Consider the following 25,706-nt stretch of genomic DNA (forward strand, 5'->3'; position numbering starts at 1 on the left):
CATGATCACAACACCATGAGCGAACCGATGCTGTCTGGTCTGGTGTGGTTTCGGCGTGATTTGCGTCACACCGACCACGCCGCCCTTTTCCACGCCTTGAAAGGCTGCCGCAAGGTGTGGTGTGCGTTCGTGTTCGACACCGAGATCCTGGACGCCCTGCCCCGCCAGGATCGGCGGGTGGCCTTCATCCGCGAATCGCTGGTGGAGCTGGACCAGGCGCTGCGCGAGCTGGCACTGGCAGCCGGCGTGCCTCACCCCGAGCAGGTGGGGCTGATCGTGCGCCATGGGGCCAGTCGGGTGGAGATACCGAAGCTGGCCGCACAACTGGGCGTGCAAAACGTCTATGCCAACCACGACGACGAGCCTGACGCCCTGGCCCGGGATGCCGCCGTGCGGGGGCGCCTGAGTGACGACGGCATCATGCTTTACACCTTCAAAGACCACGTGATCTTTGAGCGCAGCGAGGTGATGACGGGCAACGACACGCCCTACAGCGTGTTTTCGCCCTACAAACGCGCCTGGCTGAAAAAGCTGGAGCCGTTTTACCTGAAAGCCTACCCGGTGGACCGCTACGCCCGGCACCTGGCGCCCACCCCGCCTGACGTGCGGCCCGCCGGGGCCCTCGACGCGCCCGCCGTCCCCACCCTGCCCGACATGGACTTCGAACCCGTGACGGACCTGAAGGTGCCCCCGGGGATGTCTGGTGCCCAGGCCTTGCTGGACGACTTTTTGCCCCGGCTGGACCGCTACCGCGAGACGCGCGACTTTCCGGGCACCAAGGGACCGAGCTACCTGTCACCCCACCTGCGGTTCGGTACGGTGTCGGTTCGGCACCTGGCGAGCCTGGCGTGGGCCCGCATGCAAGCCGGCTCCGAAGGCGCCGAGACCTGGCTGTCCGAGCTGATCTGGCGCGACTTTTATCACCAGATCCTGCACCACCACCCCCATGTCGTGGGCCACGCGTTCAAGCGCGAATACGACCTCATCAAGTGGGCGCATGGCACCCGGGCCAAGGCCTGGTTCCAGGCCTGGTGTGAGGGTCGTACCGGCTACCCGCTGGTGGACGCCGCCATGCGGCAGCTCAATCAGACCGGCTACATGCACAACCGACTGCGCATGGTGACGGCCAGCTTCCTCACGAAGGACTTGGGCGTGGACTGGCGATGGGGGGAGGCCTACTTCGCCGAAAAGCTGCTGGACTTTGACCTCGCGGCCAACAACGGAGGCTGGCAATGGGCCGCCTCCACCGGGTGTGATGCACAGCCTTACTTCCGCATCTTCAACCCCATCAACCAAAGCGAGAAGTTCGACCCGCAGGGCAAGTTCATCCGCCGTTACGTGCCCGAACTGGCCAGCCTGCCCGACAAAGCCCTCCACGCCCCCTGGCTGGCGCGCCCGGCCGACCTGGCCGCCAGCGACGATGTGGTGCTTGGCCGCGACTACCCGGCCCCCATCGTGCAGCACGACGAGGCCCGCGCAGAAACCCTGCAGCGCTTCTCGGTGGTCAAGGCCGCCAAGGGTGACAGCCAGCGCGACGCCAAAGGCTAAAAAAGCTCGATGTCGCCGGCCACCGCGTCATCGGCCTGAAGGCGGCCCTGACGCACCAAGGCCTCATGGCACTGCACCTGATCACGCCCGAGGTGCTTGGCGGTGTACACGCCCTCGTCGGCACGCTTGAAGGCCTCGTTGGGCGTGTCCTGAGGGCGCACGCCGGTGTAGCCCACACTGACCGTGATCTGCCCCACCCGCGGAAACGGGTAGCTGGCCACGTTGGCGCGGAATCGATCAAAGGCACGGCCAGCCTCCTCTTCGGTGCCGCCCCTCAAGAGCACCACGAACTCCTCGCCACCAAATCGGTACAGACGATCGTAATGCCGGAAAGACTGGCGCATGATTCGCGCCACCAGCACCAGCACCTCGTCGCCGATCAGGTGCCCGAAGCGGTCATTGACCTGCTTGAAATGATCAATGTCGACCACACCCAGCCAGTGGGTGGTGGCCGCACAGGTGCGTCGCTCGCCTTGCTGAACCACCGACGATGCAGCGGCCATCGGCATCGAGGTCTTGAGAAAGGTGGCGTCAAAGGTCTGCCTGTTGAGCAAGCCGGTCAGCGTGTCACGCTGGCTGGACTCCAGCAGATTCTGGAAATTACCGAACACCTTGAGCAAGGTCTGGATGGAGCGCAGCGCAGAGGGTGGCAATGGCTCGTCGGTGTGTACCTCCAGCACCCCGGGCATGCCGATTTCCACGTCCAGTGGCATGACCGTGACCCACTGCATTGCCCCTTCGGCACTCGGCAAAGCCTGATGCCCCCACGCACGCGAGCGCATGACCTGCACGCGCAAAGGGCAGGCTGACTCGGCCGGGAGCTGGTGCAGGTCCGCCCAGGGCGGGTCGCTCAAGGTGAGCTCTCCCCGGCGGGCCACCCCACAACGAAACCAGTGCCGGGGCTCATCCTCCCGGCCCACCAGCCGGTGCACGCCCGCACTGAGCGCGCCCAGCAAATCTTGAACGCCCTGCGCCAACGATACATCCAGCATCTCGCGATCACGCTGGGCCGTCAACGCGGCCAGATGAGACATGGCATCGCCCGCAGAGGCCTCATCCCCCGGGAGCGGCGAGTGGGCGCGGGACTGCTGCTGGGCCATGGAATCAGGTCGTGGACGCGTTCACCGCCGCGTAGCGCGCCACCAGGGCCAGCAGCTCTTCTTCGCTGTAGGGCTTGCCCAGGTAGTGGTTCACGCCCAGTTGCTGCGCGTAGTCTCGGTGCTTCTGGGCAATGCGTGAGGTGATCATGATCACCGGCAGGCCGGCCAATCGCGCATCGGCACGCACATTGCGGACCAGATCGAAGCCATCCATGCGGGGCATTTCGATGTCGGACAGCACCAGTGCCGGCACCTCTTTGGCCAGCCACTCCAGGGCTTCCAGGCCATCCTTGGCGAGCACCACGCGATAGCCCTCACGCACCAGCAAGCGCTGAGTGACCTTGCGCACTGTCAGCGAATCATCCACCACCAGCACCGCAGGCACCTTGGATGCCGCGGCTTCATGGGGGTCGGCCACCACCGCTGAAGCCATGCCGGGCGACAGCCACGATGCATCCCCTTGGGCCTGCAAGGCCAGCGAGGTGGCCGCGCGCGAGGCCTCGCCATACACCGTGGCCAGGGCCACCGGGTTGTAGATGAGCGCCACCGCCCCGGACGCCAGCAAGGTCATGCCGGCCAGGCCTGGCATGCGCGACAACTGCGGCCCCAGGTTCTTGACCACGACTTCCTGGTTGCCCAGGACTTCGTCGACGTGCATGGCGATGCGTTGCTGCGCCGAGCGCACGATGACCACGGGCAAGCTGCGCCCCGACTCCAGGCCCAAGGGGCTGTGGTCCAGCAAGGCCCCCACCCAATGGAACGGCAACTGCTGATCACCGAATGGCATCCAGCCCTGACGATAGGCCTGCTCGACCTCGGCCGGTCTGGCCCGTCGCACGATCTCGATGAGATGGGTGGGCACGGCCAGGTTGACGCCACCACATCGCAGCATCACGACCTTGGTGACCGCCGTGGTCAGCGGCAGGATCAGGGTGAAACAGGTGCCTTCGCCGATCGACGTCTGGGTCTCGATGCGTCCACCCATGGCATTGACCTCTGAGCGCACCACGTCCATGCCAATGCCCCGACCGGCCAGCTCCGTGACCTGCTCGGCCGTCGAAAACCCGGGCGTGAAGATGAACTGCATCAACTCGCGGTCTGAGGGCACGCTGCCCGGGGCCAGCAGGCCCAATCGTTGTGCGCGCTCACGGATGCGCAGCAAATCAAGCCCCGCGCCATCGTCGCGCACTTCGATGCCGACCTCGTTGCCCTCCTGGCGCAAGGTGACCGTGATCTGGCCGCTGGCGTCCTTGCCCGCGGCCTGACGAGCGTCTGGCAGCTCGATGCCGTGCGTGACGCAGTTGCGCAGCAGGTGCTCGAAGGCCCCGACCATGCGCTCCAGCACGCCGCGGTCGATCTCGGTGTTGCCGCCCACGATGTCCAGCCGAACCTGCTTGCCGGTTTCCTTGCCCGCCAGGCGCACCACACGGTACAGGCGATCCGACAGGCTCTCGAACTCGACCATGCGGGTGCGCAACAGATCGTCTTGCAGGTCACGCGTGAGCCGCGCTTGCGCCGCGAGTTGGTCTTCGGCCGTTTCCAGGTTGCGCTGCAGCGTTCGCTGCACGGTGGCCACGTCGTTGACCGACTCGGCCATCATGCGGGTGAGCTCCTGGAACCGGGTATAGCGGTCGAACTCCAGTGGGTCAAAATCCTGGCGCGCAGCACGAGCGGCTTCCATCTTCGTGCTCATTTCGGTTTCTGCCTGCAACTCGATGTCGCGCAGGTGGTGCCGCAGACGATCCAGGTTATCGGTCAGGTCCGTGAGCGAACCACGGATGTGCTCGACCTGGGACTGCAGTCGTGTGCGCGTGATCGCCACCTCACCGGCGTGGTTCACGAGGCGGTCCAGCAGCTGGGGGCGCACCCGCACGGCAGCCTGCGCCACCGCGGGCTCTTTATGGGCAGACGACAAGGCCACGGCCCCATCGGTCACCGGGGCTTCATACCGAGCCCACGGCACGGTGTGACCGGCATCAGCGCCTGACTCGGGGCCGGACTCGGGGCCTGTCGGCACCGTGCCATCGATGACCTCGACCGCCGAGAATCCATCAACAGGGTGCTGCTGCACGTCAGGCAACGATGCCGACATCTCCTCAGGCGACAGCTCGGGCGCTGCCGGCGTGGCCACAGGCGCGCTGGCCAACTCCGCCTGTTGACGGCGCAAGGCCTCGAACACCTCGATCAGTTGATCCACACGGGTCTCGAGGGGCGCCAGGTCATCGGCCAGAACTTCGGGCTGCGCCAGCAAGCGCTCGATGGCAGACTCCATGCGGTGGGCCATCTCACCCAGGCGCATGGCGCCGGCCAGGCGCGCGCCACCCTTGAAGGTGTGCAACGTGCGCATGCACGCCGTGGCGGCCGCAGGATGGTCGGGCATGTCCAGCCACTGCCGCGCCTGCACGGCCAGTTGAGGCAAAAGCTCCTGAGCCTCTTCCTCGAAAATGGGGAAGAGGTCCTGGTCAACCGCATCCTGGGCATCGATGTCACTGTCATCGTCCCACTGCGCCGAAGGCAACAGGGCCGACAAGGGCCGGGGAGGCTCGACCGGCGCCATGGCCTGATCAAGGTCGTCGGCCGGCAGGGCCTGGGCGTCATGCACCAGCGACAGGTGCCCGCGCTGAACCGAAGGCGGCTCGACATCGTCGGTGGGCTGGGCCGCCAGGCTTTGGGCCTCGATCCGGCGCGCGGCGGCCTGATTGGCCTCGCTCAGGCGGGTCAGCAGGTCTTCGGGGGCCGATTTGAGGAAACCGGCTGCAAACTGGTGCAGCAAGCGGCGCACCTCTTCAGCAGCCTCATTGAACAGCGCCAACTCGTCAGGCAGCACCTGCCCCAGGGGCTGGCAATGCGACAAGGTGTGCTCCAGCAGGCGCGCCAGTTGCGACAGGTCGGTGTAGCCGACCGTGGCAGAGTTGCCCGCCAAGGAGTGGGCCAGGGCCACCATCTCGTCAGACACGGGCTGGTGAGGCTCCACAGACCACTCGCTCAGGGCGGTGCACAGGCGACGCGATTGTTCATCTGCCTCGTTGAGGTAGATGTTGAACAAAGGAATGCTGATGCGCAGATCGCCGATCACCTTCACCTGCTCATCCAGCGGTTCGGGTTCGGTTTCGGGCTCTGGTACGGTTTCGGGCTCGTCTTGAGGCTCGGGCTCAGGTTCAGGCTCAAGTGCCAGCACGATGCGCTCATGCTCGGGCAAAACCTCCAGCAGCTCGGCGGCCTCTGTTTGAGGGCCATCCTCGTCGGGCGCCGGTTCAGGCTCACCGCCCAGCTCCTTGAGGTCCAACACCAGGTCCACGGGCTGGTCCTCAGGCTGGTCCACGGGCTGGTCCTCAGGCTCAACTGGGGCCACTGGGGCCACTTCAATCGCGGTCGGCAAGGCGTCAACCGGTGCCTCTGTCGTCGGAGCTTCAGCCTCCGCCGACGGAGTCACCGGCCAGGACTCCCCCAAGGGCAGCCGCTCCCCTCGTTCTCGCAAGGCGTTGGCGGCCTCCGTGACGGGCACTGAACGCCAGTCACCTGGCTGGCCGGCTGCGATGTCGGCCGTCCACGCCGAGAAGGCGCCCAAGAGGTCGACCGTCAGGGCCAGCAAATCAGGCGATGCAGGGTCTTGCGCCGCCAACGTGGCGTTGTAGAGCTGCTCACACGCCCAGGCGGCTTCGCCATAAGCGCTCAGGCCCACCATGCGGGAACTGCCTTTGAGGGTGTGGAACGCTCGTCGGATGGCCGTCATGGCGGCCAGGTCATCGGGCGCGGCCTGCAGCTGTGACAGCACCCCATGCGCATCGTGCAGCACCTCGTGCGCCTCCTCCAGGAAGATGGACCGCATCTCATGGTCGTCTTCCAGGCCGGTGGGCTGCGCCGGTTCAGGCGCCTCGGGCACCAAGGGGGCCAATACCGGCGCCTCAGGCTCGGGCTCGGCTTCGGGCTCTGCCGTGATGCCGGCGATCACCTGTTCAATCTGCTCGCGGGCCTGCGCCATGGCCTCGGGGTCGTCTCCCGCCGTCAAGGTCTCCTGCGCCTGGGTCAGGACCCCGGCCAACTCGGGCTGATCCTGCACCAGCTCGGTGTCGGCCAGTCGCTGCAGTTCTTGCCCCAGCAGTTCGGCCGGCGCATCTTGCTGCAGTGCCTGAGAGAGGTCTTCGGCCACGGCCTGTGCCTCGTTGAGGTTGACCGCGTGCACATGCTGAACCGCCGCCTCGACAGGGTCGTCAAGGCTGACTGGGCGGCCTTTTTTTTCGCGCCCCATCAATGGCGACAACAGGCCCGAGGCGCTGTCAAACGTGAAGAGGTGTCGGGTCAATGCGGGCTGCACGCCCATCATGTCCACCAGGAACCCCAAGGCGCCCAGGTTGTTGGCCAGTCGGTCGAACACGCCTGCCTGCCCGGCGGCGTCCACGTCAAGGTCGTCCCGCAGCAGATGGTCCACATCTTCACGCATGCGCACGGCCGCATGCTCGGCCATGTCCAGGCCCAACACCGCCAGCACGCCACGCATGCTTTGCAGTTGCGCCGGCACCGGCACCAGGGGTGAGCGGTCGCCGGGGTCACGGAAGAACTGGTCGATCTGTTTTTCGCAGTCGGACAGGCTGCTGCGCAACTCCTGCACCACACTGCCGATGGTCTGGCGATCAGACACCCGGCGGTAGAGGTCTTCCATCCAGCCTTCCAGGGGCGCTGCATCGGCGCCCGATCGGGCCTGGGTGATGCGCTCGGCCAGGCGCCGAACACGTGCCTGCTGTTCAGGGTGGTCGAACTCGCCGTCTTCGAGGCTGGCCTCCAGGTACAAGATGGCGGTGGCCACCTCCATGGCCAGGGTGGTGTCTGGCGCTTTGGCAGACGCCACCGTCTGTGTGACCGCCCCCGCCAGACTGTCTGCCAGCACCACGCCATCAGGGTAGAGACGCTGCAGCGAGTCACCCACGAGACTGAACTGTTCGTTCAAGCCACCGATGCGCAGCAGTTCGCCAGCGCACACAGCGGACCACCCCTCCTTGGCACCCGCGACGCGCTTGATGGCTTGCTGGATGACGCCGGGATCGTGTCGGCCCAGCGCAGATTGGGACAGATCGACGGGACGGTGGCGCGCGAGCCCGAAGGTCTGACGCACCTTGGCCAGGATGGAGTCCGGGGCCTCGTCCGGCGAGCTGGCCGCCTGCGCGCAAAAGAACAGCAACTCGTTGGCCAAACGGTCAGATGGGCCGCCCTGCCCCCGCGCCAATTGCCGCAACTGACTCAGCAAGGACGACAACACCCGCTTGGCGTGCACGCCCAGGGGCACCTGACGTTGAGCCAACCCCTCCAGGAACCCGGCCGCGAGCATCCAGGTGGCGCACTCACGGTGTGCGCGGCGCCCATCGGCGTCTTTGGCCAGCGCACCGCACAGGGCAGCCAGATTGTCTGCATCCTGAGGCTGATTGCGTTTGAGCAGGCTCAGCAGATCGCGCTCAAAGTCGTCGATCGTGATGGCATCGGGCGCCCTGGCGGCCACCGTATCGGGTGGCGCCAGCACGGACTCCAGGGACAGCGTGGGCCAGTCCTGGCTCCAAAGGTCGGACGGACGGGGCAGCCCCTGCCCCAGGCGATTCATCAACGCCTCGTACTGGGGGAACAAGGCCACGGCCGTGACGGCCTTGCCCGCCAGCTTGCGGCCGATGTAGTCCATCAGGGCGAAAGACGCCCGCTCGATGTCGTGCACGGCCGCAGCATCCATGGACTGCGGGCGAGACACCCACTTCTGCACCAGGCTTTCGCTGGCGCGCAACAAGGTGGCGCCCGCCGTCAGCCCGGCCAACTCCAGCGCACCGGCACTTTGATGCAGTTGCTGGCGGGCCGTGCGCAGCACGGACGGATCGAGGGCATCCAGATCGGACACCTGGGTGGCCGTCAAATCCTTCAGACAGCGCTGAAGGGCCTTGTGGGTGGCGTCCAGCGAGCGGCGCAGTTCCTCTTGCACCCAGGCCAGGGCGCTGAGGTCGTCGGCCGACGGGGCTGCGGGGTCTTGGTGCAGGCTGTCCATGGATCAGGCAATCTTGAATCGGGCCACCGACTGTTGCAATTCCTGGGCGGTCTTGGACAACTCTCGCACCAACTGCGTGGTCGAGCGCGTGCCCTCACCGGTCTGTTCCGTCACGGCAAAGATGTGCTGGATGTTGGAGACCACCACGTTGGCGCTTTCGGCTTCCTTGAGCGCCTGCGACGAAATTTCTTCAATCAGTTCGGCCAGTCGGCGAGACACGCGGTCGATGTCGTTCAGGGCTGTACCCGCCGCGTCAGACAGGCGGGCCCCTTCCACCACCCCTTGCGTGGAGCGCTCCATGGCGGCCACGGCATCCTGGGTGTCGGTCTGAATGGTGCGCACCAGCGCCGCGATCTCGCGGGTGGCGTCGGCCGAGCGTTCGGCCAGTCGCTGAACTTCTTCGGCCACCACCGAGAAGCCCCGGCCTGCTTCACCAGCGGATGCGGCCTGGATGGCGGCGTTCAAGGCCAGCACGTTGGTCTGCTCGGTGATGTCGGAAATCAGCTCGGTGATTTCGCCGATCTCTTGTGACGATTCGCCCAGCCGCTTGATGCGCTTGGAGGTTTCCTGGATCTGCTCGCGGATGGTGTTCATGCCGCCGATGGCATCCTGCACCGCCTTCAGGCCCTGATCGGCCGCGCTCAGCGATTGACGGGCCACCTCGGCCGATTCCTGGGCCTGACCGGACACGTCGTTGATTCGGCCGGCCATGCGCAGCACCGACTCGCCCGTTTCGCGGATCTCGCGCAGTTGTTCGTCAGACGCGGCCAGCAGTTCGGTCGAGGTGGATTCCACCTGCCCTGTCGTGTCCGTCACCCGGGACACCGTGCTTTGCACCTGGGCCACCAGGGTACGCAGCTCTTCCACGGTGAAGTTCACCGAGTCGGCGATGGCGCCGGTGATGTCTTCGGTCACGGTGGCCTGTTGGGTCAAGTCACCTTCAGCCACCATCTGCAGTTCGTTCATGAGGCGCAGAATGGCCGCCTGGTTGGCGTCGTTCACGCGCTTGGCCTCACGCTCCTGGCGTTCGGCTTCCTGACGCTGGAACTCGGCCACCTGGGCGCGGTGCCGTTGGTCCGTCAGGAAGACCCGCAGCAGACCGTAAGAGGCACCGGCGGTGAGCAGCAGGAACACCAAGATGATGGCCACGTTCAGGCCACCGATGCCAGCACCATCGGCCAGGCGTTGCTGCACCGTCTCCAGGCCCTTGCGCAGTGGTTCGCTGTCATCGATCACCGCCACCTGGGCGTCGCGGGCCGCCACCAGCCCCTGCAAGGAGCCCAGAATGAACGACGACTGCGCGCGGGTGTCTTCAAAAATCTTCAGCAGGTCATCCAACTGGGCCTTGATGTCCGGATTGCGGGCAGGCGACAAGCCCAGGTCGGCGTTGCCGTTGAGCAAGCCCTCGGCCAGTTCCTTGAAGGCATTGAGGTCTTTGCCCAGCAAGAACACGGCCTCGGTGGACACGCCTTCCACGGTCAGGAACTCGTTGGCTGATTTGCCGATGCGCTGCGTGAGCATCACAAGCTGATTCAATGCCGAGGCCTCAGCCGCCGTCAGCGCGCCGCTTTCGATGCGCGAGGTGGCGATGCCTTCGGCCAGGTCCAGCAACTCGGAGGACTGGGTGTTCACTTCGCGCAGGGCCGCGCTCACCTGGGTCAGCGTCTGCTTTTGCTCCAGCACGAACTTGGCGTTCTTTTCGGCGCGGTCAACCAGGGGCAGCAAGGGCGCCAGGGCCTCTGAAGCCTCGGCACCCAGCTTGGCGATGCCCATCTCGCGATCACCCTGCGACAGGCCGCGAACGTTGCTGGCCAGCACCGACGAGCTTTCCTGCACCTCCTGGAAGGCCTGTTCGCGACCGATCAAGGCCTGCGACACCGATTTGGCCAGTCGCTGCGACTGCATCAGCGCCTGACCGGTGGCACCGGCCTGCGCGGCACGACGGTCGGCGGCGTTGACCGAGAGAAACGCCCCCAGCACCAGGCCCAGCACCCCCACGCCCACCAGGGTCGCCAGCGTGCGCTGCTGCCGATCCAGCCGGAGGTGGCCGATCAGGGGCAGGCCGGTGCGGGGCTCCGAGAGGGTGACATCCCCGGGCATCTCGTTGCGCGCATCGAGGTAGTCGGGCGGGAACTCGGACGGGGCCGATTCCGAGATGATCGATTCGCTGTGAGACGCCGTGGTCGTTGGCGACTGCAGGGTCGAGCTGCCAGCCTGGGTCTGGGTGTCAACCGCCTGTGGCCCGTTGACCGTGACCAGGCCTTCGGTGCTCAGCGCCTCGGGTTGCACTTCGTCGTCGTCGTGCTTTTTACCCAGTTCCTTGATGCGACTCAGGAAGCTCATGTCCCACTCCAAACAGACGGTTGTGCGCGTCGGAACCGACCGGTCCGATCACGCATCGATTTTCAGAAAAGACTCATCGGCCGCCAGGGCGGCCAGATTCAACTCATACCAGCTGCGGCCTTGCTCGTCACGCATACACTGCCCCACAAAAGCAGGCTTGCCTTCACCGGCAACCGGGGGCATCAACTGCAGCGCCGAGGCGTTGCGCAAGCCCATCAAGCGGTCCACCCACAGGGCGGCATTGACCTGAAGGGCCGCGTTGAAGGCCACCAGCCGCGATGCGTCACGAACGCCTTCGGACAACTGAGCCCCCGCAGGCACCGCCCGCGGCATGGACAGGAAACGGGCCAGGTCCACCACCCCGTGAAGTTGCCCCCGCAGGTTGGCCACACCCAGAAACCACGGCTGACTGTGAGGCACGTTTTGCAAGGCGCCCGGGGAAAAAATCTCGCCGGCCTGATCGAGGGGCAACAAAAACCCCTGTCCGGCGATGTCGACGGCCAGCCAGCTCCGCGCCGGCGCCTGTTGCCGCGCATCTTGCAGGCGTTGCGCCAGTCGCTCCTGGAGGGCTTTCAGCGCTTCCTTGTTTGCCATGGTGGTGCGCTCAGCCGAAGGCCTTGATCTTGGAGAGCAGTTCGTCAGGGTTGACGGGCTTGACCACGTAGTCGCGGGCCCCCTGGCGCATGCCCCAGACGCGGTCTGTCTCCTGGTTCTTGCTGGTGCAGATGATCACCGGCACATTGGTGAATCGCGGATCGCGCGTGATGGTTCGGGTCAACTGGAAACCGTTTTGCCCAGGCATCACGACATCCATGAGGATCAAGTCCGGTGTCTCTTCCTGCAGGCGGCGCAAAGCCTCTTCGCCATTTTCGGCGGTTCGGACCTGGAATCCTTTTTTGGTCAGCAACTCCGACAGAACGTGCAGTTCGGTTTTGGAGTCGTCAACGAGCAATATCTTGTGAATGGGCATGGCTGACTCACATAACTTGGCGCTCACCCAGGGGGGAGCGCACGAGGCGTCGCAACTCACGCAAGCGCGTGCTGAGCCACGGCCTGCAACAACTGATCTTTGGTGAAGGGCTTGGTCAGGTAATCCTGAGAGCCCACCATGCGTCCGCGGGCCTTGTCGAACAAACCGTCCTTGGACGACAGCATGATCACCGGCGTGCGCGCAAAACGCGGGTTGCGCTTGATGATGGCGCAGGTCTGGTAACCGTCCAGTCGCGGCATGAGGATGTCGCAAAAGATGATGTGCGGGGCATGGTCATTGACCTTCGACAGCGCATCGAAGCCATCTTCGGCCAACACCACGTCGTAGCCACCCTGCTTCAGGAATATCTCGGCGCTGCGGCGGATGGTGTTGCTGTCGTCGATCACGAGCACCTTCGTGACCGCCTGCACGGCACCTTCAGCGTCAACTTGTACGGCTTCTGACACGGACAGAGTCCTCCTCGTGGCGGCGTTCACGCCGGTTCATGGGCGGGCACCCGTTCAAACGGGCACCATCTCGAAATCGTCCTTGCGTGCGCCACATTCAGGACAGACCCAGTTCATGGGCACATCTTCCCACCGGGTCCCGGCCGGGATGCCCTCCTCGGGCAAACCCGCAGCCTCATCGTAAATCCACCCGCAAATCAGACACATCCAAGTCTTCAAATCGCTCACCTTGTCTCGAACCGGCTTGAATACAATGCAATGAATCCATTGTAGCCAGCCCTCATCTGCCCAAATGCAAGGGTTTGTGGGCAAGGTTACCCCCTAGATCGACCCGCATGGGTCATTCACTGAAGGCCCGCAAGGCCACTGCGCATGACAGAACTCCACTCCGCACCAGACGACGCATCCGCCGCCACCGAGCAGGACGGCGGCGCCCCCGCCTGCGTGCTGTGCTTCAACGCCAGTGAACCCACCGGCGCGGCCGGGCTGGGCGCAGACATCGCCACCATCTCAGCCATGGGCGCGCATGCCCTGCCCGTGTGCACCGGGGTGATCGTGCGCGATACCGCCGAGGTGTTCGAGTCCCAGGCGCTAGACCCGGACCTCGTGGTCGAGCAGGCCCGCGCCGTCCTGGAAGACGCCAGCCCGATGGCCTGGAAGCTGGGCTTTCTGGGCAGCGCCGATGTGATCAGCGCCGTCGCAGAAATCGTCTCGGATTACGCCGACATCCCCCTGGTGGCCCACCTGCCCAGCCTGTCGTGGCTGAACGACGACGAGCAGATGGCCTACCTGGACGCCTTCCGTGAATTGATCCTTCCGGGCACGCTGGTGTTGTCGGGCAACCACAAGACACTCACCGATTTCCTGCTGCCCGAGTGGGATGCCGAGCGCCAACCCTCGGCGCGCGAGTTGGCCGTGGCCGCGGCAGAGCATGGCGCCAGCTATGTGTTCGTGACGGGCATCCACCTGCCAGACCAGTTCATCGACAACGTGCTGGCGTCGCCAGAAGGTGCCATTGCCGGAGAACGGTTCGAGCGCTTCGAGGCCGCTTTTGTGGGCGCCGGCGACACCCTGTCCGCTGCACTGGCGGCCACACTGTCCAGCGGCACCCCGCTTGACGCAGCCGTGTCCGAAGCCCTGAGCTTCCTGGATCAATCCCTGGATGCGGGCTTCCGCCCGGGCATGGGCAGTGTGGTGCCCGACCGCTTCTTTTGGGCGCTGCCACCTGGCGAAGCCGATGGCGAGGCCGCCCCGGCCGAAGCGGACACCGACGATGGCCATCCTGCCGACGGCAAACATCCGCCCACCCCCACCCGACACATCCACTGACATGTCCCGCAACGATCAGCTGTTCGAGCGCGCCCAGCGCGTCATCCCGGGCGGTGTGAACTCGCCCGTGCGCGCCTTCAAGGCCGTCGGCGGCACGCCCCGCTTCATCCAGCGCGCCCAGGGCCCTTACATCTGGGATGCCGATGGCCAGCGCTACATCGACTACATCGGCTCCTGGGGGCCGATGATCCTGGGACACGGCCACCCCGAGGTGGTCGAGGCCGTGCAGAAAGCGGCCCTGGACGGCTTCTCGTTCGGTGCGCCCACCGAGCGCGAAATCGAACTGGCCGAAGAAATCCTGAAGCTGGTGCCCAGCGCCGAGCAGGTGCGCCTGGTCAGCTCGGGCACCGAAGCGGGCATGAGCGCCATCCGCCTGGCGCGGGGCGCCACGGGCCGCAACAAGATCATCAAGTTCGAGGGCTGCTACCACGGCCACGCCGACGCCCTGCTGGTCAAGGCCGGCTCGGGCCTGGCCACCTTCGGCCACCCCACCAGTGCCGGCGTGCCGGCCGAGGTGGTGCAGCACACCCTGGTGCTGACCTACAACGACATCGAGCAGATCGAGCAGGCGTTTGCCACCCAGGGCAGCGACATTGCTTGCGTGATGATCGAGCCCATCGCCGGCAACATGAACTTCGTGCGCGCCAGCGTGCCCTTCATGAAGCGGGTGCGCGAGCTGTGTTCGCAGCACGGCGCCATGCTGGTGTTTGACGAGGTGATGAGCGGCTTCCGGGTGGGTCTGGGCAGCGCCCAGGGTCTTTATGCCAAGCTGATCCCGGGCTTTGCGCCCGACCTCAGCGTGTTCGGCAAGGTGATCGGCGGCGGCATGCCGCTGGCGGCCTTCGCGTCCAGCCGCGAGGTCATGTCCAAGCTGGCGCCGCTGGGCCCGGTCTACCAGGCCGGCACCCTGTCGGGCAATCCGGTGGCCACCGCCTGTGGCCTGACCACGCTCAAGCTGATCCAGCGGCCTGGCTTCTTCGAACAACTGGCCGCCCGCACCCAGCAACTGATGAACGGCTTCGTGCGCGTGGCGGCTGACGCCGGCGTGACACTGACGGCCGACAGCGAAGGCGGCATGTTCGGCTTTTTCTTTGCCGGCGAGCTGCCGCAAAACTACCAGCAGGTCATGGCCAAGGGCACGGACACCTTCAATCGCTTCTTCCACCTGATGCTGGACCAGGGCGTGTACCTGGCGCCCGCCATGTACGAAGCCGGCTTCGTGAGCGCCGCCCACACCGAACAGGACATCGCCGACACCCTCGCGGCTGCGGCGAACGCCTTCCGAAAGCTCTGAGCTCATGCACATCCACATTCTTGGCATCTGCGGCACCTTCATGGGGGGCCTCGCGGCTCTGGCCCGTGAGGCGGGCCACCGGGTCACCGGCTGCGATGCGGGTGTCTACCCACCCATGTCCGACCAGTTGCGGGCCCTGGGCATCGACCTGATCGAGGGCTACACCGCCGACCAGCTTGAGCTGAAGCCCGACCTCTTCGTCATCGGCAACGTGGTCAGCCGGGGTAACCCGCTGATGGAGGCCATCCTGGATGCCGGCCTGCCTTACACCAGCGGCCCGCAATGGCTGAGCGAGCACGTGCTGCGAGGGCGGCATGTGCTGGCCGTGGCAGGCACCCACGGCAAGACCACCACCACCTCGATGCTGACCTGGATTCTGGAAGCCGCAGGGCTTGAGCCGGGCTTCCTGGTGGGGGGCGTGCCCGAGAACTTTGGCGTGTCAGCCCGCTTGGGACGCACCGAGGCGTCAGGTGATGGGGCCTCGCGCCCCGCCAGCGGTTTCCCCTTCGTGATCGAGGCCGACGAGTACGACACCGCGTTTTTCGACAAGCGCAGCAAGTTCGTCCACTACCGCCCCCGCACGGCGGTGCTGAACAACCTCGAGTTTGACCACGCCGACATCTTTGCCGACCTGGCGGCGATTGAGACCCAGTTCCACCACCTGGTGCGCACGGTGCCAGCCTCGGGCCGCCTCGTGGTCAACGCCCGCGAAGAGGCCCTGGAGCGCGTGCTGACACGCGGTTGCTGGAGCGATGTGGCGCGCTTTGGTGTGCGCGGTGACACCCCGGGCTTCCGCGCCCGTGGCGAGCCGCACGCCTTTGACGTGCTGAAGGCCGGCGTGCTGGTGGGGCGTGTGGAGTGGGCGCTGCTGGGTGAGCACAATCAGATGAATGCCCTGGCCGCCATCGCCGCCGCCGAGCACGTGGGCGTGTCGCCGCAGCAGGCCTGCGAGGCCCTGTGCCGTTTTGCCAACGTCAAACGCCGCATGGAGATCAAAGGCGAGGTGCGCGGCATCACCGTGTACGACGACTTCGCACACCACCCCACCGCCATCCGCACCACGGTGGACGGTTTGCGCCAGAAAATCGGGCCCGACGCCCGCATCCTGGCGGTGTTCGAACCCCGCTCCAACACCATGAAACTGGGCACGATGAAGGCGCAACTGCCCTGGTCACTCGAAGAGGCCGACCTGGCCTTCTGCCACTCGGGAGGGCTGGGCTGGGATGCCAACGACGCGCTGGCCGAAATGGGCGAGCGCGCGGTGGTGGTCGATGCGATCGACAACCTGGTGAGCAAGGTGGTCAAAGCGGCCCGCCCTGGCGACCACATCCTGTGCATGAGCAACGGCGGGTTTGGCGGCATTCATGCCAAGCTGCTGAGCGCACTGGGCTGAGCCAACCCGGGCGCGCTGGCCAGCGGGCGCGTCACACATCCAGGTCGGCCACCAGGGCGGAAACGTCCAGCAAACGCCCCGGGTTCACGCCCAAACGAGCCTGAGGCTCGAACGTTTCGACCTCGTCGGTGATGAGCCCGTCCAGTCCAGCGGCCCACAAGGCCTCGGCCCGATCGAGCTCGTTGACGGTGTACGCCAGTGCTTTGAGCCCCATCTCGTGGATGGCGTCGATGCGCCGGGCGTCCAGAAAGCTGTGGTGAACCACCATGGCGACGCAACCCAGTTGAACCGCCTGCTGAACCCCATCGATTTGCCAGCGGTCCAACAGCAGCGCGCGCGGCAAGGCGGGGGCAGCGTCACGCGCAGCCTCCAGCGCCTCAACGCTGAAAGAGCTCAACAGGGGCTTGACCTCGCTGTCGCGCCACCACTGGGCCACCCGCTGGGCCACCACCTGGCCGGTTCGGCGTTCCTCGCCCATGGCCGGCTTGAGCTCCAGGTTCACCATCAGCCCCAGGGCCTGCAGCCAACGCGACAGTGCCTCCAGACGCAGCAGCGACTCACCCGCGTAGATGCGACCGTGCCAGCTGCCAGCGTCAAGGCGTGACAAGGCATCCCAGCTCTGCACCCGCGCGGCCCCCTGGCCGTTGGTGGTGCGGTCCAGCTCATCGTCGTGCAGCAAGAAGGGCTCGCCATCTGCGCTCAGTTTGACGTCACATTCGAACATGGCGAAGCCATGGTCGGCCCCCAGACGAAACGCGGCCAGGGTGTTTTCAGGCGCGAGGGTGCCCGCACCACGATGCGCAATCCAGCAGGGATAGGGCCATTCCGACATCGAGATCACCAGTCCGGTTCGTTCAGCGTTAGTTCAGGCGCTCAGCATAGCAAGGCAACGCATTGAATAACGCCCACACAAGCCCACCAGAAGAGCCCTTTTCCGAGGAAGGGGTGGGGCGGGTGCGGTACCATCTCGCCTCAGTCGCGACAACCGTCTCCCCCAAGCGGCGTCTCTCTGCGGAGACGGCGCCTTTTCTCGTTGATCCTGCCCCAAAGCCGATGTGCTTGTGCGACTGGCGCCCTCATGAACGCACCCACCGAGCTGACCCACATGACCGCCCAGGCCGCCGACGTCCATGCCGACGGCCAGCCCCGCCTGCGCGAGATTCCCTACAACTACACCTCGTTCTCCGACCGCGAGATCGTTCAGCGATTGCTGGGCCAGCGCGCCTGGGAGGTGCTCAGCCTGCTGCGCACCGAACGGCAAACGGGCCGCTCTGCCCGCATGCTGTACGAAGTCCTGGGCGACGTCTGGGTGGTGCAGCGCAATCCGTACCTGCAGGATGACCTGCTGAACACACCCAAGCGGCGCACCCAGTTGATCGATGCGCTGCATCACCGACTGGCTGAAGTGGACAAGCGCCGCACCCCGAGCAGCGACGCCAGCCGCGACAAACTGGTGGCTGAACTCCTGGAGGCCGCCCGCCAGGCCGTGCACCGCTTTGCCAAAGCCTTCGACCAGATGGCCGCCCTGCGCAAGCGCGCCGCCGAGGCCCTGGGCCGCGTCACCCGCGCCGACAACATCAAGTTCGACGGCCTGAGCCGCGTCGCCCACGTGACCGACGCCACCGACTGGCGCGTCGAGTACCCGTTCGTCGTCCTCACCCCGGACACCGAAGAAGAGATGGCCGGCCTGGTCAAAGGCTGCGTCGAGCTGGGCCTGACCATCATCCCGCGCGGAGGCGGCACCGGCTACACGGGCGGCGCCGTGCCCCTGACCTGGAAGAGCGCGGTGATCAACACCGAAAAGCTCGAAGCCATGACCGAGGTCGAGCTGGTCGACCTGCCGGGGGTGCAGCATAAGGTGCCCACCGTCTGGACGGGCGCCGGCGTGGTCACCCAACGCGTGGCCGATGCGGCCGAGCGCGCGGGTTATGTGTTCGCCGTGGACCCGACCTCGGCCGAGGCCTCGTGCGTGGGCGGCAACGTCGCCATGAACGCCGGCGGCAAGAAGGCCGTGCTGTGGGGCACCGCGCTGGACAACCTGGCCAGCTGGCGCATGGTCACGCCCAACGCCGAATGGCTGGAAGTGGTTCGCATCAACCACAACCTGGGCAAGATCCACGATGTGGAGGTGGCCAATTTCGAGCTGCACTACTACGCAGCAGACGGCAAGACCCACCTGCGCACCGAAAAGCTCGACATCCCCGGCCGCATCTTCCGCAAGGAAGGCTTGGGGAAAGATGTCACCGACAAGTTCCTGGCGGGCCTGCCCGGCATCCAGAAGGAAGGCTGCGACGGCCTGATCACCAGCTGCCGCTGGGTGGTGCACCGCATGCCCAAGCACACCCGCACGGTGTGCCTGGAGTTCTTCGGCAACCCGACCCTGTGCGTGCCATCGATCGTCGAGATCAAGGACTTCATGTTCGCCGAGATGGCGCAACCGGGCGGCGCCATCCTGGCCGGCCTGGAGCACCTGGATGACCGCTACCTGAAGGCCGTGGGCTACGCCACCAAGAGCAAGCGCACAGTCGGTGGCAACGGCCTGCCCAAGATGGTCCTCATCGGTGACATCGTCGGCGACGATGAGGACCGCGTGGCCCGCGCCACCAGCGAGGTCATTCGCCTGGCCAACGGCCGCAATGGCGAAGGCTTCGTGGCCGTGAGCGCCGATGCTCGCAAGAAGTTCTGGGCCGACCGCAAGCGCACCGCCGCCATCGCCAAGCACACCAACGCCTTCAAGGTGAATGAAGACGTGGTGATCCCGCTGCCGCGCATGGGCGAGTACACCCTGGGCATCGAGCGCATCAACATCGAGCTGAGCCTGCGCAACAAGCTGGCCCTGCTGGATGCGTTCGACGCCTTCTTCAAGGGCGGCAACGCGGCCATCGCCGCCTTCATGGGCAAGGCGGACGACCCGTCGGAGCTGCCCAGCGACGAACAGCTCACCGAGAAGGTGCAGGCTGCTCAAAGCCTGCTGGCCCAGACGCGCGCCCGCTGGGGCTTCCTGTACCAGCACCTCGACACCCCGCTGACCGATGTCAGCGGTGATCTGGTGGCCCTGGGCTACACCCAGCACCAGGACGGCACCTACGTGCCCGACGAGGTCACCGCTGGCCGAGACACGGTTTTCAACCTGCTGCAGACGTGGTCCATCCGCGCCGGCTGGAAGAAGGAGATCCGCGAGCCGCTGGCCAAGGTGTTCAACGGCGCGGCACTCAGCCCCGTCATCGACGAGCTCAAGCGCATCCACAAGCAGGTGCTGCGCGGCCGCGTGTGGGTGGCCCTGCACATGCACGCCGGCGACGGCAACGTGCACACCAACATCCCCGTCAACAGCGACAACTACGAGATGCTGCAGACGGCGCACGAAGCCGTGGCCCGCATCATGAAGCTGGCGCGGTCGCTCGACGGCGTGATCTCGGGCGAACACGGCATCGGCATCACCAAGCTCGAGTTCCTGACCGACGAAGAGATCGCCAACTTCACGGCCTACAAGCTGAAAGTGGACCCGGAAGGCCGCTTCAACAAGGGCAAGCTGCTGCGCGGCGCCGCCTTGAAGGCCCTGGGCGACGACGTGCACGCCGCCGACCTGACCGAGGCCTACACGCCTTCGTTCGGCCTGATGGGGCACGAGTCGCTGATCATGCAGCAGTCGGACATCGGCGACATCGCTGCGTCGGTCAAGGACTGCCTGCGCTGCGGCAAGTGCAAGCCCGTGTGCGCCACCCACGTGCCGCGCGCCAACCTGCTCTACAGCCCGCGCAACAAGATCCTGGCCACCTCGCTGCTGGTCGAAGCCTTCCTGTACGAAGAGCAGACGCGCCGTGGCGTGTCCATCCAGCATTGGTCCGAGTTCGAGGACGTGGCCGACCACTGCACGGTCTGCCACAAGTGCCTGACGCCCTGCCCGGTCAAGATCGACTTCGGCGACGTGTCGATGAACATGCGCAACTTGCTCAACAAAATGGGCAAGAAGAGCTTCCGCCCTGCGGGCGCGGCGGGCATGGCCATGCTCAACACCAACAACCCGCAAACCATCAAGCTGATCCGCACAGCCTTGGTGGACGTGGCCATGCCGCTGCAGCGCGTGGCCAACGACGTGATGAAGGTGGTGGCCCGCAAGCAGACCAGCGCACCGCCCGCCACGGTGGGCAAGGCGCCGCTCAAAGAAGAGATCATCCACTTCATCAACAAGAAGATGCCGGGCGGCCTGCCCAAGAAAACGGCGCGCGCGCTGCTGGACATCGAGGACAAGGACTACGTCCCCATCATCCGCGACCCCAAGCAGACGACGGCCGATACCGAGGCGGTGTTCTATTTCCCCGGCTGCGGCTCGGAGCGCCTGTTCAGCCAGGTGGGCCTGGCCACGCAGGCCATGCTGTGGCACGCCGGTGTGCAGACCGTGCTGCCACCGGGCTACCTGTGCTGCGGCTACCCGCAACGCGGTGCCGGCCAGTTCGACAAGGCCGAGAAGATGATCACCGACAACCGGGTGCTGTTCCACCGCGTGGCCAACACGCTGAACTACCTGGACATCAAGACGGTGGTGGTCAGCTGCGGCACCTGCTATGACCAGCTGCAGGGCTACCAGTTCGACAAGATCTTCCCGGGCTGCCGCATCATTGACATCCACGAGTACCTGCTGGAAAAGGGCGTGACGCTGCAAGGCAAAGGCGCCTTCCTGTACCACGACCCCTGCCACACGCCCATGAAGCTGCAAGACCCGATGAAGACCGTCAAGGCCCTGGTGGGCGACGGCGTCGTCAAGTCCGAGCGCTGCTGCGGCGAGGCCGGCACGCTGGCCGTCAACCGGCCTGACATCTCTACCCAGGTCCGCTTCCGCAAGGAAGAAGAAATCCGCAAGGGCGAGGCCGCGCTGCGCGGTCAGGGCCTGCTGGGCGAGAAGGACAACGTCAAGATCCTGACGTCCTGCCCGGCCTGCCTGCAGGGTTTGAGCCGCTATGGCGAAGACACGCAGAACGGACTGCTGGAAGCCGACTACATCGTGGTGGAGATGGCCAACCAGATCCTGGGCAAGAACTGGATGCGCGAGTATGTGGACCGGGCCAACAACGGCGGCATCGAACGGGTGCTGGTGTGACGGCGCACGCAGCGTGCGAGTTGTGCGAGCATGATGGCGGCACCCTCGTCTTTCGTGACGAGGTGCTGCGCGTGATCCGCGCGACAGGGGATGAACAAAGCGCTGACCACCCGGCCTTTTACCGAGTGATCTGGAATGCGCACGTGGCCGAATGGACCGATCTGCCCCCCGTTGACCGCAGCCGCCTGATGCAGACCGTGGCCAAGGTGGAGACGGTGCTGCGCAATTGCCTCAAACCCACCAAGGTGAACCTGGCCAGCCTGGGCAACGTGGTGCCGCACCTGCACTGGCACGTGATTGCGCGCTTTGACTGGGATGCCCGGTGGCCTGCACCTGTGTGGGCACCAAAACAAAGGCAGGTGCCCGACGCCGCACAGCGTCTGGCCCTGCCCTTGAAGGAACTGGATCAGCGCATTGCCTTCGCAGTGAAGGCCCGCTGACCTCGCTCACGCCGTGAGGCGATGGCTCACTTGTAGACGCCGCCGCACACCACGGTCTGCTCCAGTCGCTCGCAGTACATCGTCTTGGGCTCGATCTTCTTGGTGGTCGGGTTGGTGAACTTGTAGTCTTGCCAGAAATTGGGCTTGGCCTGGGCCAGCTCCACCCGTTCCTTGATGAACAGCTTGCCGTCGATGTCCTTGAGGTCGATCAGGTTCTTGCCGATCATCTTGCCATTGGCACCATGCGCGTGCACGGTGCCATCCAGGCCATAGACCACCAGGTACAGGTCGCGGTCACGCCAGGCGGCGTTGCCCTTGTCACTGAACTCGGCATACGCCGTGGCAGCCCCTGCGCTCTTGACGTGGGCCACGCCCTTCTTGACCATCGCCACGGCTTCGTCCTTGTTGGCGCCGCCATCGGCCATCGCGGCCGAACCACACAGGGCCAGCACCGCGCCCACACACACCGACTTGATCATCTTGCTCATTGCATTGCTCCATGCAGAAGTGGTGGTCTGCTCGCTGGAAAACGCAGCACAGACCTGGACATGAGACACCCGCCCAACGGGTGGTGCTCAATCGATCAGACACATGTCTGGACTCAACAACATGCTTTCAATGTCCAGCAGGATCACCATGCGCTCACCCACCTGTGCCAAACCACGGATGTAGGTGGCGTCGATGGCCGAGTTGAGGTCGGGCGCGTTGCGAACGGCCTCCACCGGAATTTCCATCACGTCGCTGACCGAATCCACCACCGTGCCCACCGTGCGGTTGCCGATGTGCAAGACGATGGAGACGGTGAAATCGTTGTACTCGGCAGACTCGCAACCAAACCGCAAGCGCAGGTCCACGATGGGCACGATGGTGCCTCGCAGGTTGACCACCCCTTTGAGGAAATGCGGCGCGTTGGCGATGCGGGTGGGGTTTTCGTACCCACGGATCTCTTGCACCTTGAGGATGTCGATGCCGTACTCTTCGTTGCCCAGACGGAAGGTGAGGTACTCCCTCGCCAGCTCGGTCTGAACGTCCAGTTTTTCCATCATGCCCATGATTCTTCGCTCCAGTGGTGGATGGCAGGTTCAGTGACGCGACCGGCGCACCAGGCTGCCCACATCCAGAATCAGCGCCACACGGCCATCGCCCATGATCGTGGCGCCAGACACATCGTTGACCTTGCGGTAATTGCTCTCGAGGTTCTTCACGACCACCTGCTGTTGCCCCAGCAGTTCATCAACGAGCAGGGCCACACGCCCACTCTCGGCCTCGACCACCACCATGATCCCGCTGTTGTGCTCCCAGTCAAACCGGGGCACATTGAACACCTTCTCCAGCTCGATGACGGGCATGTACTCATCCCGCACTTCGACCACGCGGCCAGAGCCGCCCACGGTCTTGATCATTTCGGTCGTGACCTGGAACGACTCGACCACCGACGACAAGGGCAGGATGTAGACCTCTTCGCCCACGCCCACGCTCATGCCATCCATGATGGCCAGGGTCAGGGGCAGGCGAACCGCCACCCGCATGCCATAGCCTTCGGCCGAATCGATCTCGACCGTTCCACCCAGCGAGGTGATGTTCTTCTTGACCACGTCCATGCCCACGCCGCGGCCAGACACATCGGTCACTTCTTCGGCGGTCGAGAAGCCTGGCGCGAAGATCAGGTTCCAGACCTCCTGATCAGTCAGGGTGTCGGGTGCGTCAATGCCCTTCTCTCGGGCCTTCCTGAGCAGCTTCTCACGAGACAAGCCTTTGCCGTCATCGCGCACCTCAATGACGATGGAGCCACCTTGGTGCGATGCCGCCAGGGTGATGGTGCCGACCTCGGGCTTGCCGGCAGCGATCCGATCTGAAGGCATTTCGATGCCGTGATCACAGCTGTTGCGCACCAGGTGGGTCAGCGGATCAGTGATCTTTTCGACCAGGCCTTTGTCCAACTCGGTGGCTTCACCCAGGGTGACAAGTTCCACCTTCTTGCCCAGCTTGTTGGCCAGGTCGCGCAGCATGCGCGGGAAGCGGCTGAACACCGTCGACATCGGAATCATCCGGATCGACATCACCGCCTCCTGGAGGTCGCGGGTGTTGCGGTCCAGATCGGTCAACCCTGACACCAGTTGCTGGTACAGCACCGGATCCAGTCCACGGCTGTTTTGGGCCAGCATGGCCTGCGTGATGACCAGTTCGCCCACCAGGTTGATGAGCTGGTCCACCTTCTCGACGGACACCCGGATGGTCGAGGCTTCCAGACCTGCAGCGGCAGGCTTGTCCGCCTTGGGCGCCACGGGCTTGGCCACCGGCACCGGTTTGGGGGCGCTGACGGTCTCGGTCACGGCGGCCGGCTGCGCCGTCGGCGCCTGCGGCGCGCCAGGCGCATCGTCAAAGAAGCCGTAGCCCTTGGGCTCGGGCGCCGCTGCAGCGGCAGGCGGCGTGGCGGCTGCGTCGTTGAAGAAGCCGTAGCCAGGATCTTTGGCGGGCTCTGTGGCCCCGGTCTCGCCTTCCATGGCCACGAAGCTCACTTGCTCACGTGCGACATGGAAAGTAAACAGGTCCATCAGCTCGGACTCGTCCGTGCTGGTGCTGACCTTGAACCGGCGAACGCCCGCCAGCGACGCCATGTCGGGCAGGGCTTCGATCGTGCCCAGGTCGGCGATTTCCTTGAACAGATCAACCAGGTTGTCGGCCTGCGCAGGATCGTTCAACGGGCCCACACGCAGCTCCACCGTGCGCTTGCCGGACTTGGGTGCGCAGGCCATGCTGGCGGTGGCAACAACCGGTACAGCGACCGGTGTGGTGGCCGCTGTGTTGGCCGGGGCGGTGGCTGCCGTGACCGGCGTCACCGGCGCCTGCCCATCAGACATGGCCCGGATGTTGAACAACAGCTCGGTGGTGTCGACCACCTCGCCGCCGGCGCCCTGGTGGCGCGCCAGCATGGCCTTGAGCGCATCGCCGGACTGCAGCAGCACATCCACCATGGGCGCGGTCGGCGTCAACTCGTGGCGGCGCAGCTTGTCCAGCAGCGTCTCCATCTGGTGGGTCAGCTCGGCCACATCCGAGAAACCAAAAGTGGCCGCCCCCCCCTTGATGGAGTGCGCACACCGGAAGATGGCGTTGAGCTCTTCGTCGTCAGCCGCCTCGATGTCCAGTTCGAGCAGCAACTGCTCCATGTTTTGAAGGTTCTCACCCGCCTCTTCAAAGAAGACCTGGTAGAACTGGCTGAGGTCTATGCCGGCTGCGGCGCTGGCGTCGGTGCTGGTCTCTGCCATGAGAGGCTCCTGATCGTGGTGGTTCGCTCAAACGGGGAAGGCTGTGAGAAAGGCGGTGAAGCGGGCCCTGGGCCTCAGCGAATCACCTTCTGGATCACTTCAATGAGCTTGTTGGGATCAAAGGGCTTGACCAGCCACCCCGTGGCGCCGGCCGCGCGTCCCGCCTGCTTCATCTGGTCACTGGACTCGGTGGTCAGGATGAGGATCGGCGTGCTCTTGAACTGGGGGCTCTCGCGCAGCTTCTTGGTCAGGCTGATGCCGTCCATGCGCGGCATGTTCTGGTCGGTCAGCACCAGGTCGAAGCTGCGGCTGCCGGCCTTCTCCCAGGCATCCTGCCCGTCCACGGCTTCAACGACGTTGTAGCCGGCGCTTTTCAGCGTGAAGGAGACCATTTGACGCATGGATGCGGAATCGTCAACAGCGAGGATCGAGTGCATGT

General features: G+C 65.3%; 18 protein-coding genes. 6 read left to right on the top strand and 12 right to left on the bottom strand.

Features of this window, described 5'->3' with window-relative positions; genetic code table 11:
* Positions 1-15: 15 nt before the first annotated feature.
* Positions 16-1,548: a cryptochrome/photolyase family protein gene (locus WNB94_RS03835; RefSeq protein ID WP_341388517.1), complete on the top strand. Its 1,533-nt coding sequence runs from the start codon at positions 16-18 to the stop codon at positions 1,546-1,548.
* Here WNB94_RS03835 and WNB94_RS03840 read toward each other — a convergent pair.
* From WNB94_RS03840 to WNB94_RS03870, 7 genes are all read right to left on the bottom strand, one after another.
* A complete protein-coding gene (locus WNB94_RS03840) occupies positions 1,545-2,582 on the bottom strand; it encodes a GGDEF domain-containing protein (RefSeq protein WP_341388518.1) in 1,038 nt (345 codons plus the stop codon). The genes WNB94_RS03835 and WNB94_RS03840 overlap by 4 nt on opposite strands.
* Before the next feature lie 70 nt (positions 2,583-2,652).
* Entirely contained in the window at positions 2,653-8,667 is a 6,015-nt protein-coding gene (locus WNB94_RS03845) for a hybrid sensor histidine kinase/response regulator (RefSeq protein ID WP_341388519.1), read from the bottom strand.
* A 3-nt stretch (positions 8,668-8,670) separates the two neighbouring features.
* On the bottom strand, positions 8,671-11,010 hold the full coding sequence (locus WNB94_RS03850; RefSeq protein ID WP_341388520.1) for a methyl-accepting chemotaxis protein: 2,340 nt from the start codon (positions 11,008-11,010) through the stop codon (positions 8,671-8,673).
* A gap of 48 nt (positions 11,011-11,058) precedes the next feature.
* Positions 11,059-11,604, bottom strand: a complete 546-nt coding sequence (locus tag WNB94_RS03855) for a chemotaxis protein CheW (RefSeq protein WP_341388521.1) — start codon at positions 11,602-11,604, stop codon at positions 11,059-11,061.
* Between the two features lie 10 nt (positions 11,605-11,614).
* Entirely contained in the window at positions 11,615-11,980 is a 366-nt protein-coding gene (locus WNB94_RS03860) for a response regulator (RefSeq protein WP_341388522.1), read from the bottom strand.
* 56 nt (positions 11,981-12,036) lie between these two features.
* Complete coding sequence (locus tag WNB94_RS03865) at positions 12,037-12,447, bottom strand: response regulator (protein WP_341388523.1); 411 nt, start codon at positions 12,445-12,447, stop codon at positions 12,037-12,039.
* A gap of 54 nt (positions 12,448-12,501) precedes the next feature.
* Positions 12,502-12,654 (bottom strand): rubredoxin, encoded by a 153-nt coding sequence (locus WNB94_RS03870; protein ID WP_341389937.1) that lies wholly within the window; start codon positions 12,652-12,654, stop codon positions 12,502-12,504.
* Between the two features lie 165 nt (positions 12,655-12,819).
* Between WNB94_RS03870 and thiD the strand changes: the two genes are divergently transcribed.
* The 3 genes from thiD to mpl are packed head-to-tail and all read left to right on the top strand — an operon-like array spanning position 12,820 to position 16,463.
* A complete protein-coding gene (gene thiD, locus WNB94_RS03875; RefSeq protein ID WP_341388524.1) occupies positions 12,820-13,776 on the top strand; it encodes a bifunctional hydroxymethylpyrimidine kinase/phosphomethylpyrimidine kinase in 957 nt (318 codons plus the stop codon).
* 1 nt (position 13,777) lies between these two features.
* A complete protein-coding gene (gene hemL, locus WNB94_RS03880) occupies positions 13,778-15,070 on the top strand; it encodes a glutamate-1-semialdehyde 2,1-aminomutase (protein WP_341388526.1) in 1,293 nt (430 codons plus the stop codon).
* 4 nt (positions 15,071-15,074) lie between these two features.
* On the top strand, positions 15,075-16,463 hold the full coding sequence (mpl, locus tag WNB94_RS03885; RefSeq protein ID WP_341388527.1) for a UDP-N-acetylmuramate:L-alanyl-gamma-D-glutamyl-meso-diaminopimelate ligase: 1,389 nt from the start codon (positions 15,075-15,077) through the stop codon (positions 16,461-16,463).
* 31 nt (positions 16,464-16,494) lie between these two features.
* Here the strand turns inward: mpl and ugpQ are convergent, their stop codons facing one another.
* Positions 16,495-17,295, bottom strand: coding sequence for a glycerophosphodiester phosphodiesterase (ugpQ, locus tag WNB94_RS03890; protein ID WP_341388528.1), 801 nt, complete (start codon positions 17,293-17,295; stop codon positions 16,495-16,497).
* Positions 17,296-17,541: 246 nt separating this feature from the next.
* Here ugpQ and WNB94_RS03895 point away from each other — a divergent pair, with 246 nt between their 5' ends.
* Both WNB94_RS03895 and WNB94_RS03900 read left to right on the top strand, forming a co-directional pair.
* The gene (locus tag WNB94_RS03895) at positions 17,542-21,561 is read left to right on the top strand and encodes a DUF3683 domain-containing protein (protein WP_341388529.1); all 4,020 of its coding nucleotides are present in this window, start codon (positions 17,542-17,544) and stop codon (positions 21,559-21,561) included.
* Positions 21,558-22,001, top strand: coding sequence for an HIT family protein (locus WNB94_RS03900; protein WP_341388531.1), 444 nt, complete (start codon positions 21,558-21,560; stop codon positions 21,999-22,001). The genes WNB94_RS03895 and WNB94_RS03900 overlap by 4 nt, the downstream gene beginning before the upstream one ends.
* Positions 22,002-22,027: 26 nt before the next feature.
* Here WNB94_RS03900 and WNB94_RS03905 read toward each other — a convergent pair whose 3' ends face one another.
* The 4 genes from WNB94_RS03905 to WNB94_RS03920 form a co-directional block, all read right to left on the bottom strand.
* A complete protein-coding gene (locus WNB94_RS03905) occupies positions 22,028-22,489 on the bottom strand; it encodes a cache domain-containing protein (protein ID WP_341388533.1) in 462 nt (153 codons plus the stop codon).
* Between the two features lie 87 nt (positions 22,490-22,576).
* Positions 22,577-23,053 carry a chemotaxis protein CheW gene (locus WNB94_RS03910; RefSeq protein ID WP_341388535.1) on the bottom strand — a complete coding sequence of 159 codons (477 nt, stop codon included), beginning with the start codon at positions 23,051-23,053 and terminating at the stop codon, positions 22,577-22,579.
* 30 nt (positions 23,054-23,083) lie between these two features.
* Positions 23,084-25,267, bottom strand: coding sequence for a chemotaxis protein CheA (locus WNB94_RS03915; RefSeq protein ID WP_341388537.1), 2,184 nt, complete (start codon positions 25,265-25,267; stop codon positions 23,084-23,086).
* 74 nt (positions 25,268-25,341) lie between these two features.
* A complete protein-coding gene (locus WNB94_RS03920) occupies positions 25,342-25,704 on the bottom strand; it encodes a response regulator (protein WP_161649114.1) in 363 nt (120 codons plus the stop codon).
* Positions 25,705-25,706 lie beyond the last annotated feature (2 nt).

The organism is Aquabacterium sp. A3 (assembly GCF_038069945.1).
In the GTDB taxonomy this organism is placed as follows: domain Bacteria; phylum Pseudomonadota; class Gammaproteobacteria; order Burkholderiales; family Burkholderiaceae_C; genus Aquabacterium.

Bases quoted from the DNA above. Each gene is read 5' to 3' on its own strand.
- WNB94_RS03835 (WP_341388517.1), top strand. From the start codon at position 16: ATGAGCGAACCGATGCTGTCTGGTCTGGTGTGGTTTCGGCGTGATTTG.
- WNB94_RS03840 (WP_341388518.1), bottom strand. From the start codon at position 2,582: ATGTCTCATCTGGCCGCGTTGACGGCCCAGCGTGATCGCGAGATGCTG.
- WNB94_RS03845 (WP_341388519.1), bottom strand. From the start codon at position 8,667: ATGGACAGCCTGCACCAAGACCCCGCAGCCCCGTCGGCCGACGACCTC.
- WNB94_RS03850 (WP_341388520.1), bottom strand. From the start codon at position 11,010: ATGAGCTTCCTGAGTCGCATCAAGGAACTGGGTAAAAAGCACGACGAC.
- WNB94_RS03855 (WP_341388521.1), bottom strand. From the start codon at position 11,604: ATGGCAAACAAGGAAGCGCTGAAAGCCCTCCAGGAGCGACTGGCGCAA.
- WNB94_RS03860 (WP_341388522.1), bottom strand. From the start codon at position 11,980: ATGCCCATTCACAAGATATTGCTCGTTGACGACTCCAAAACCGAACTG.
- WNB94_RS03870 (WP_341389937.1), bottom strand. From the start codon at position 12,654: ATGTGTCTGATTTGCGGGTGGATTTACGATGAGGCTGCGGGTTTGCCC.
- thiD (WP_341388524.1), top strand. From the start codon at position 12,820: ATGACAGAACTCCACTCCGCACCAGACGACGCATCCGCCGCCACCGAG.
- hemL (WP_341388526.1), top strand. From the start codon at position 13,778: ATGTCCCGCAACGATCAGCTGTTCGAGCGCGCCCAGCGCGTCATCCCG.
- mpl (WP_341388527.1), top strand. From the start codon at position 15,075: ATGCACATCCACATTCTTGGCATCTGCGGCACCTTCATGGGGGGCCTC.
- ugpQ (WP_341388528.1), bottom strand. From the start codon at position 17,295: ATGTCGGAATGGCCCTATCCCTGCTGGATTGCGCATCGTGGTGCGGGC.
- WNB94_RS03895 (WP_341388529.1), top strand. From the start codon at position 17,542: ATGAACGCACCCACCGAGCTGACCCACATGACCGCCCAGGCCGCCGAC.
- WNB94_RS03905 (WP_341388533.1), bottom strand. From the start codon at position 22,489: ATGAGCAAGATGATCAAGTCGGTGTGTGTGGGCGCGGTGCTGGCCCTG.
- WNB94_RS03910 (WP_341388535.1), bottom strand. From the start codon at position 23,053: ATGGGCATGATGGAAAAACTGGACGTTCAGACCGAGCTGGCGAGGGAG.
- WNB94_RS03915 (WP_341388537.1), bottom strand. From the start codon at position 25,267: ATGGCAGAGACCAGCACCGACGCCAGCGCCGCAGCCGGCATAGACCTC.
- WNB94_RS03920 (WP_161649114.1), bottom strand. From the start codon at position 25,704: ATGCACTCGATCCTCGCTGTTGACGATTCCGCATCCATGCGTCAAATG.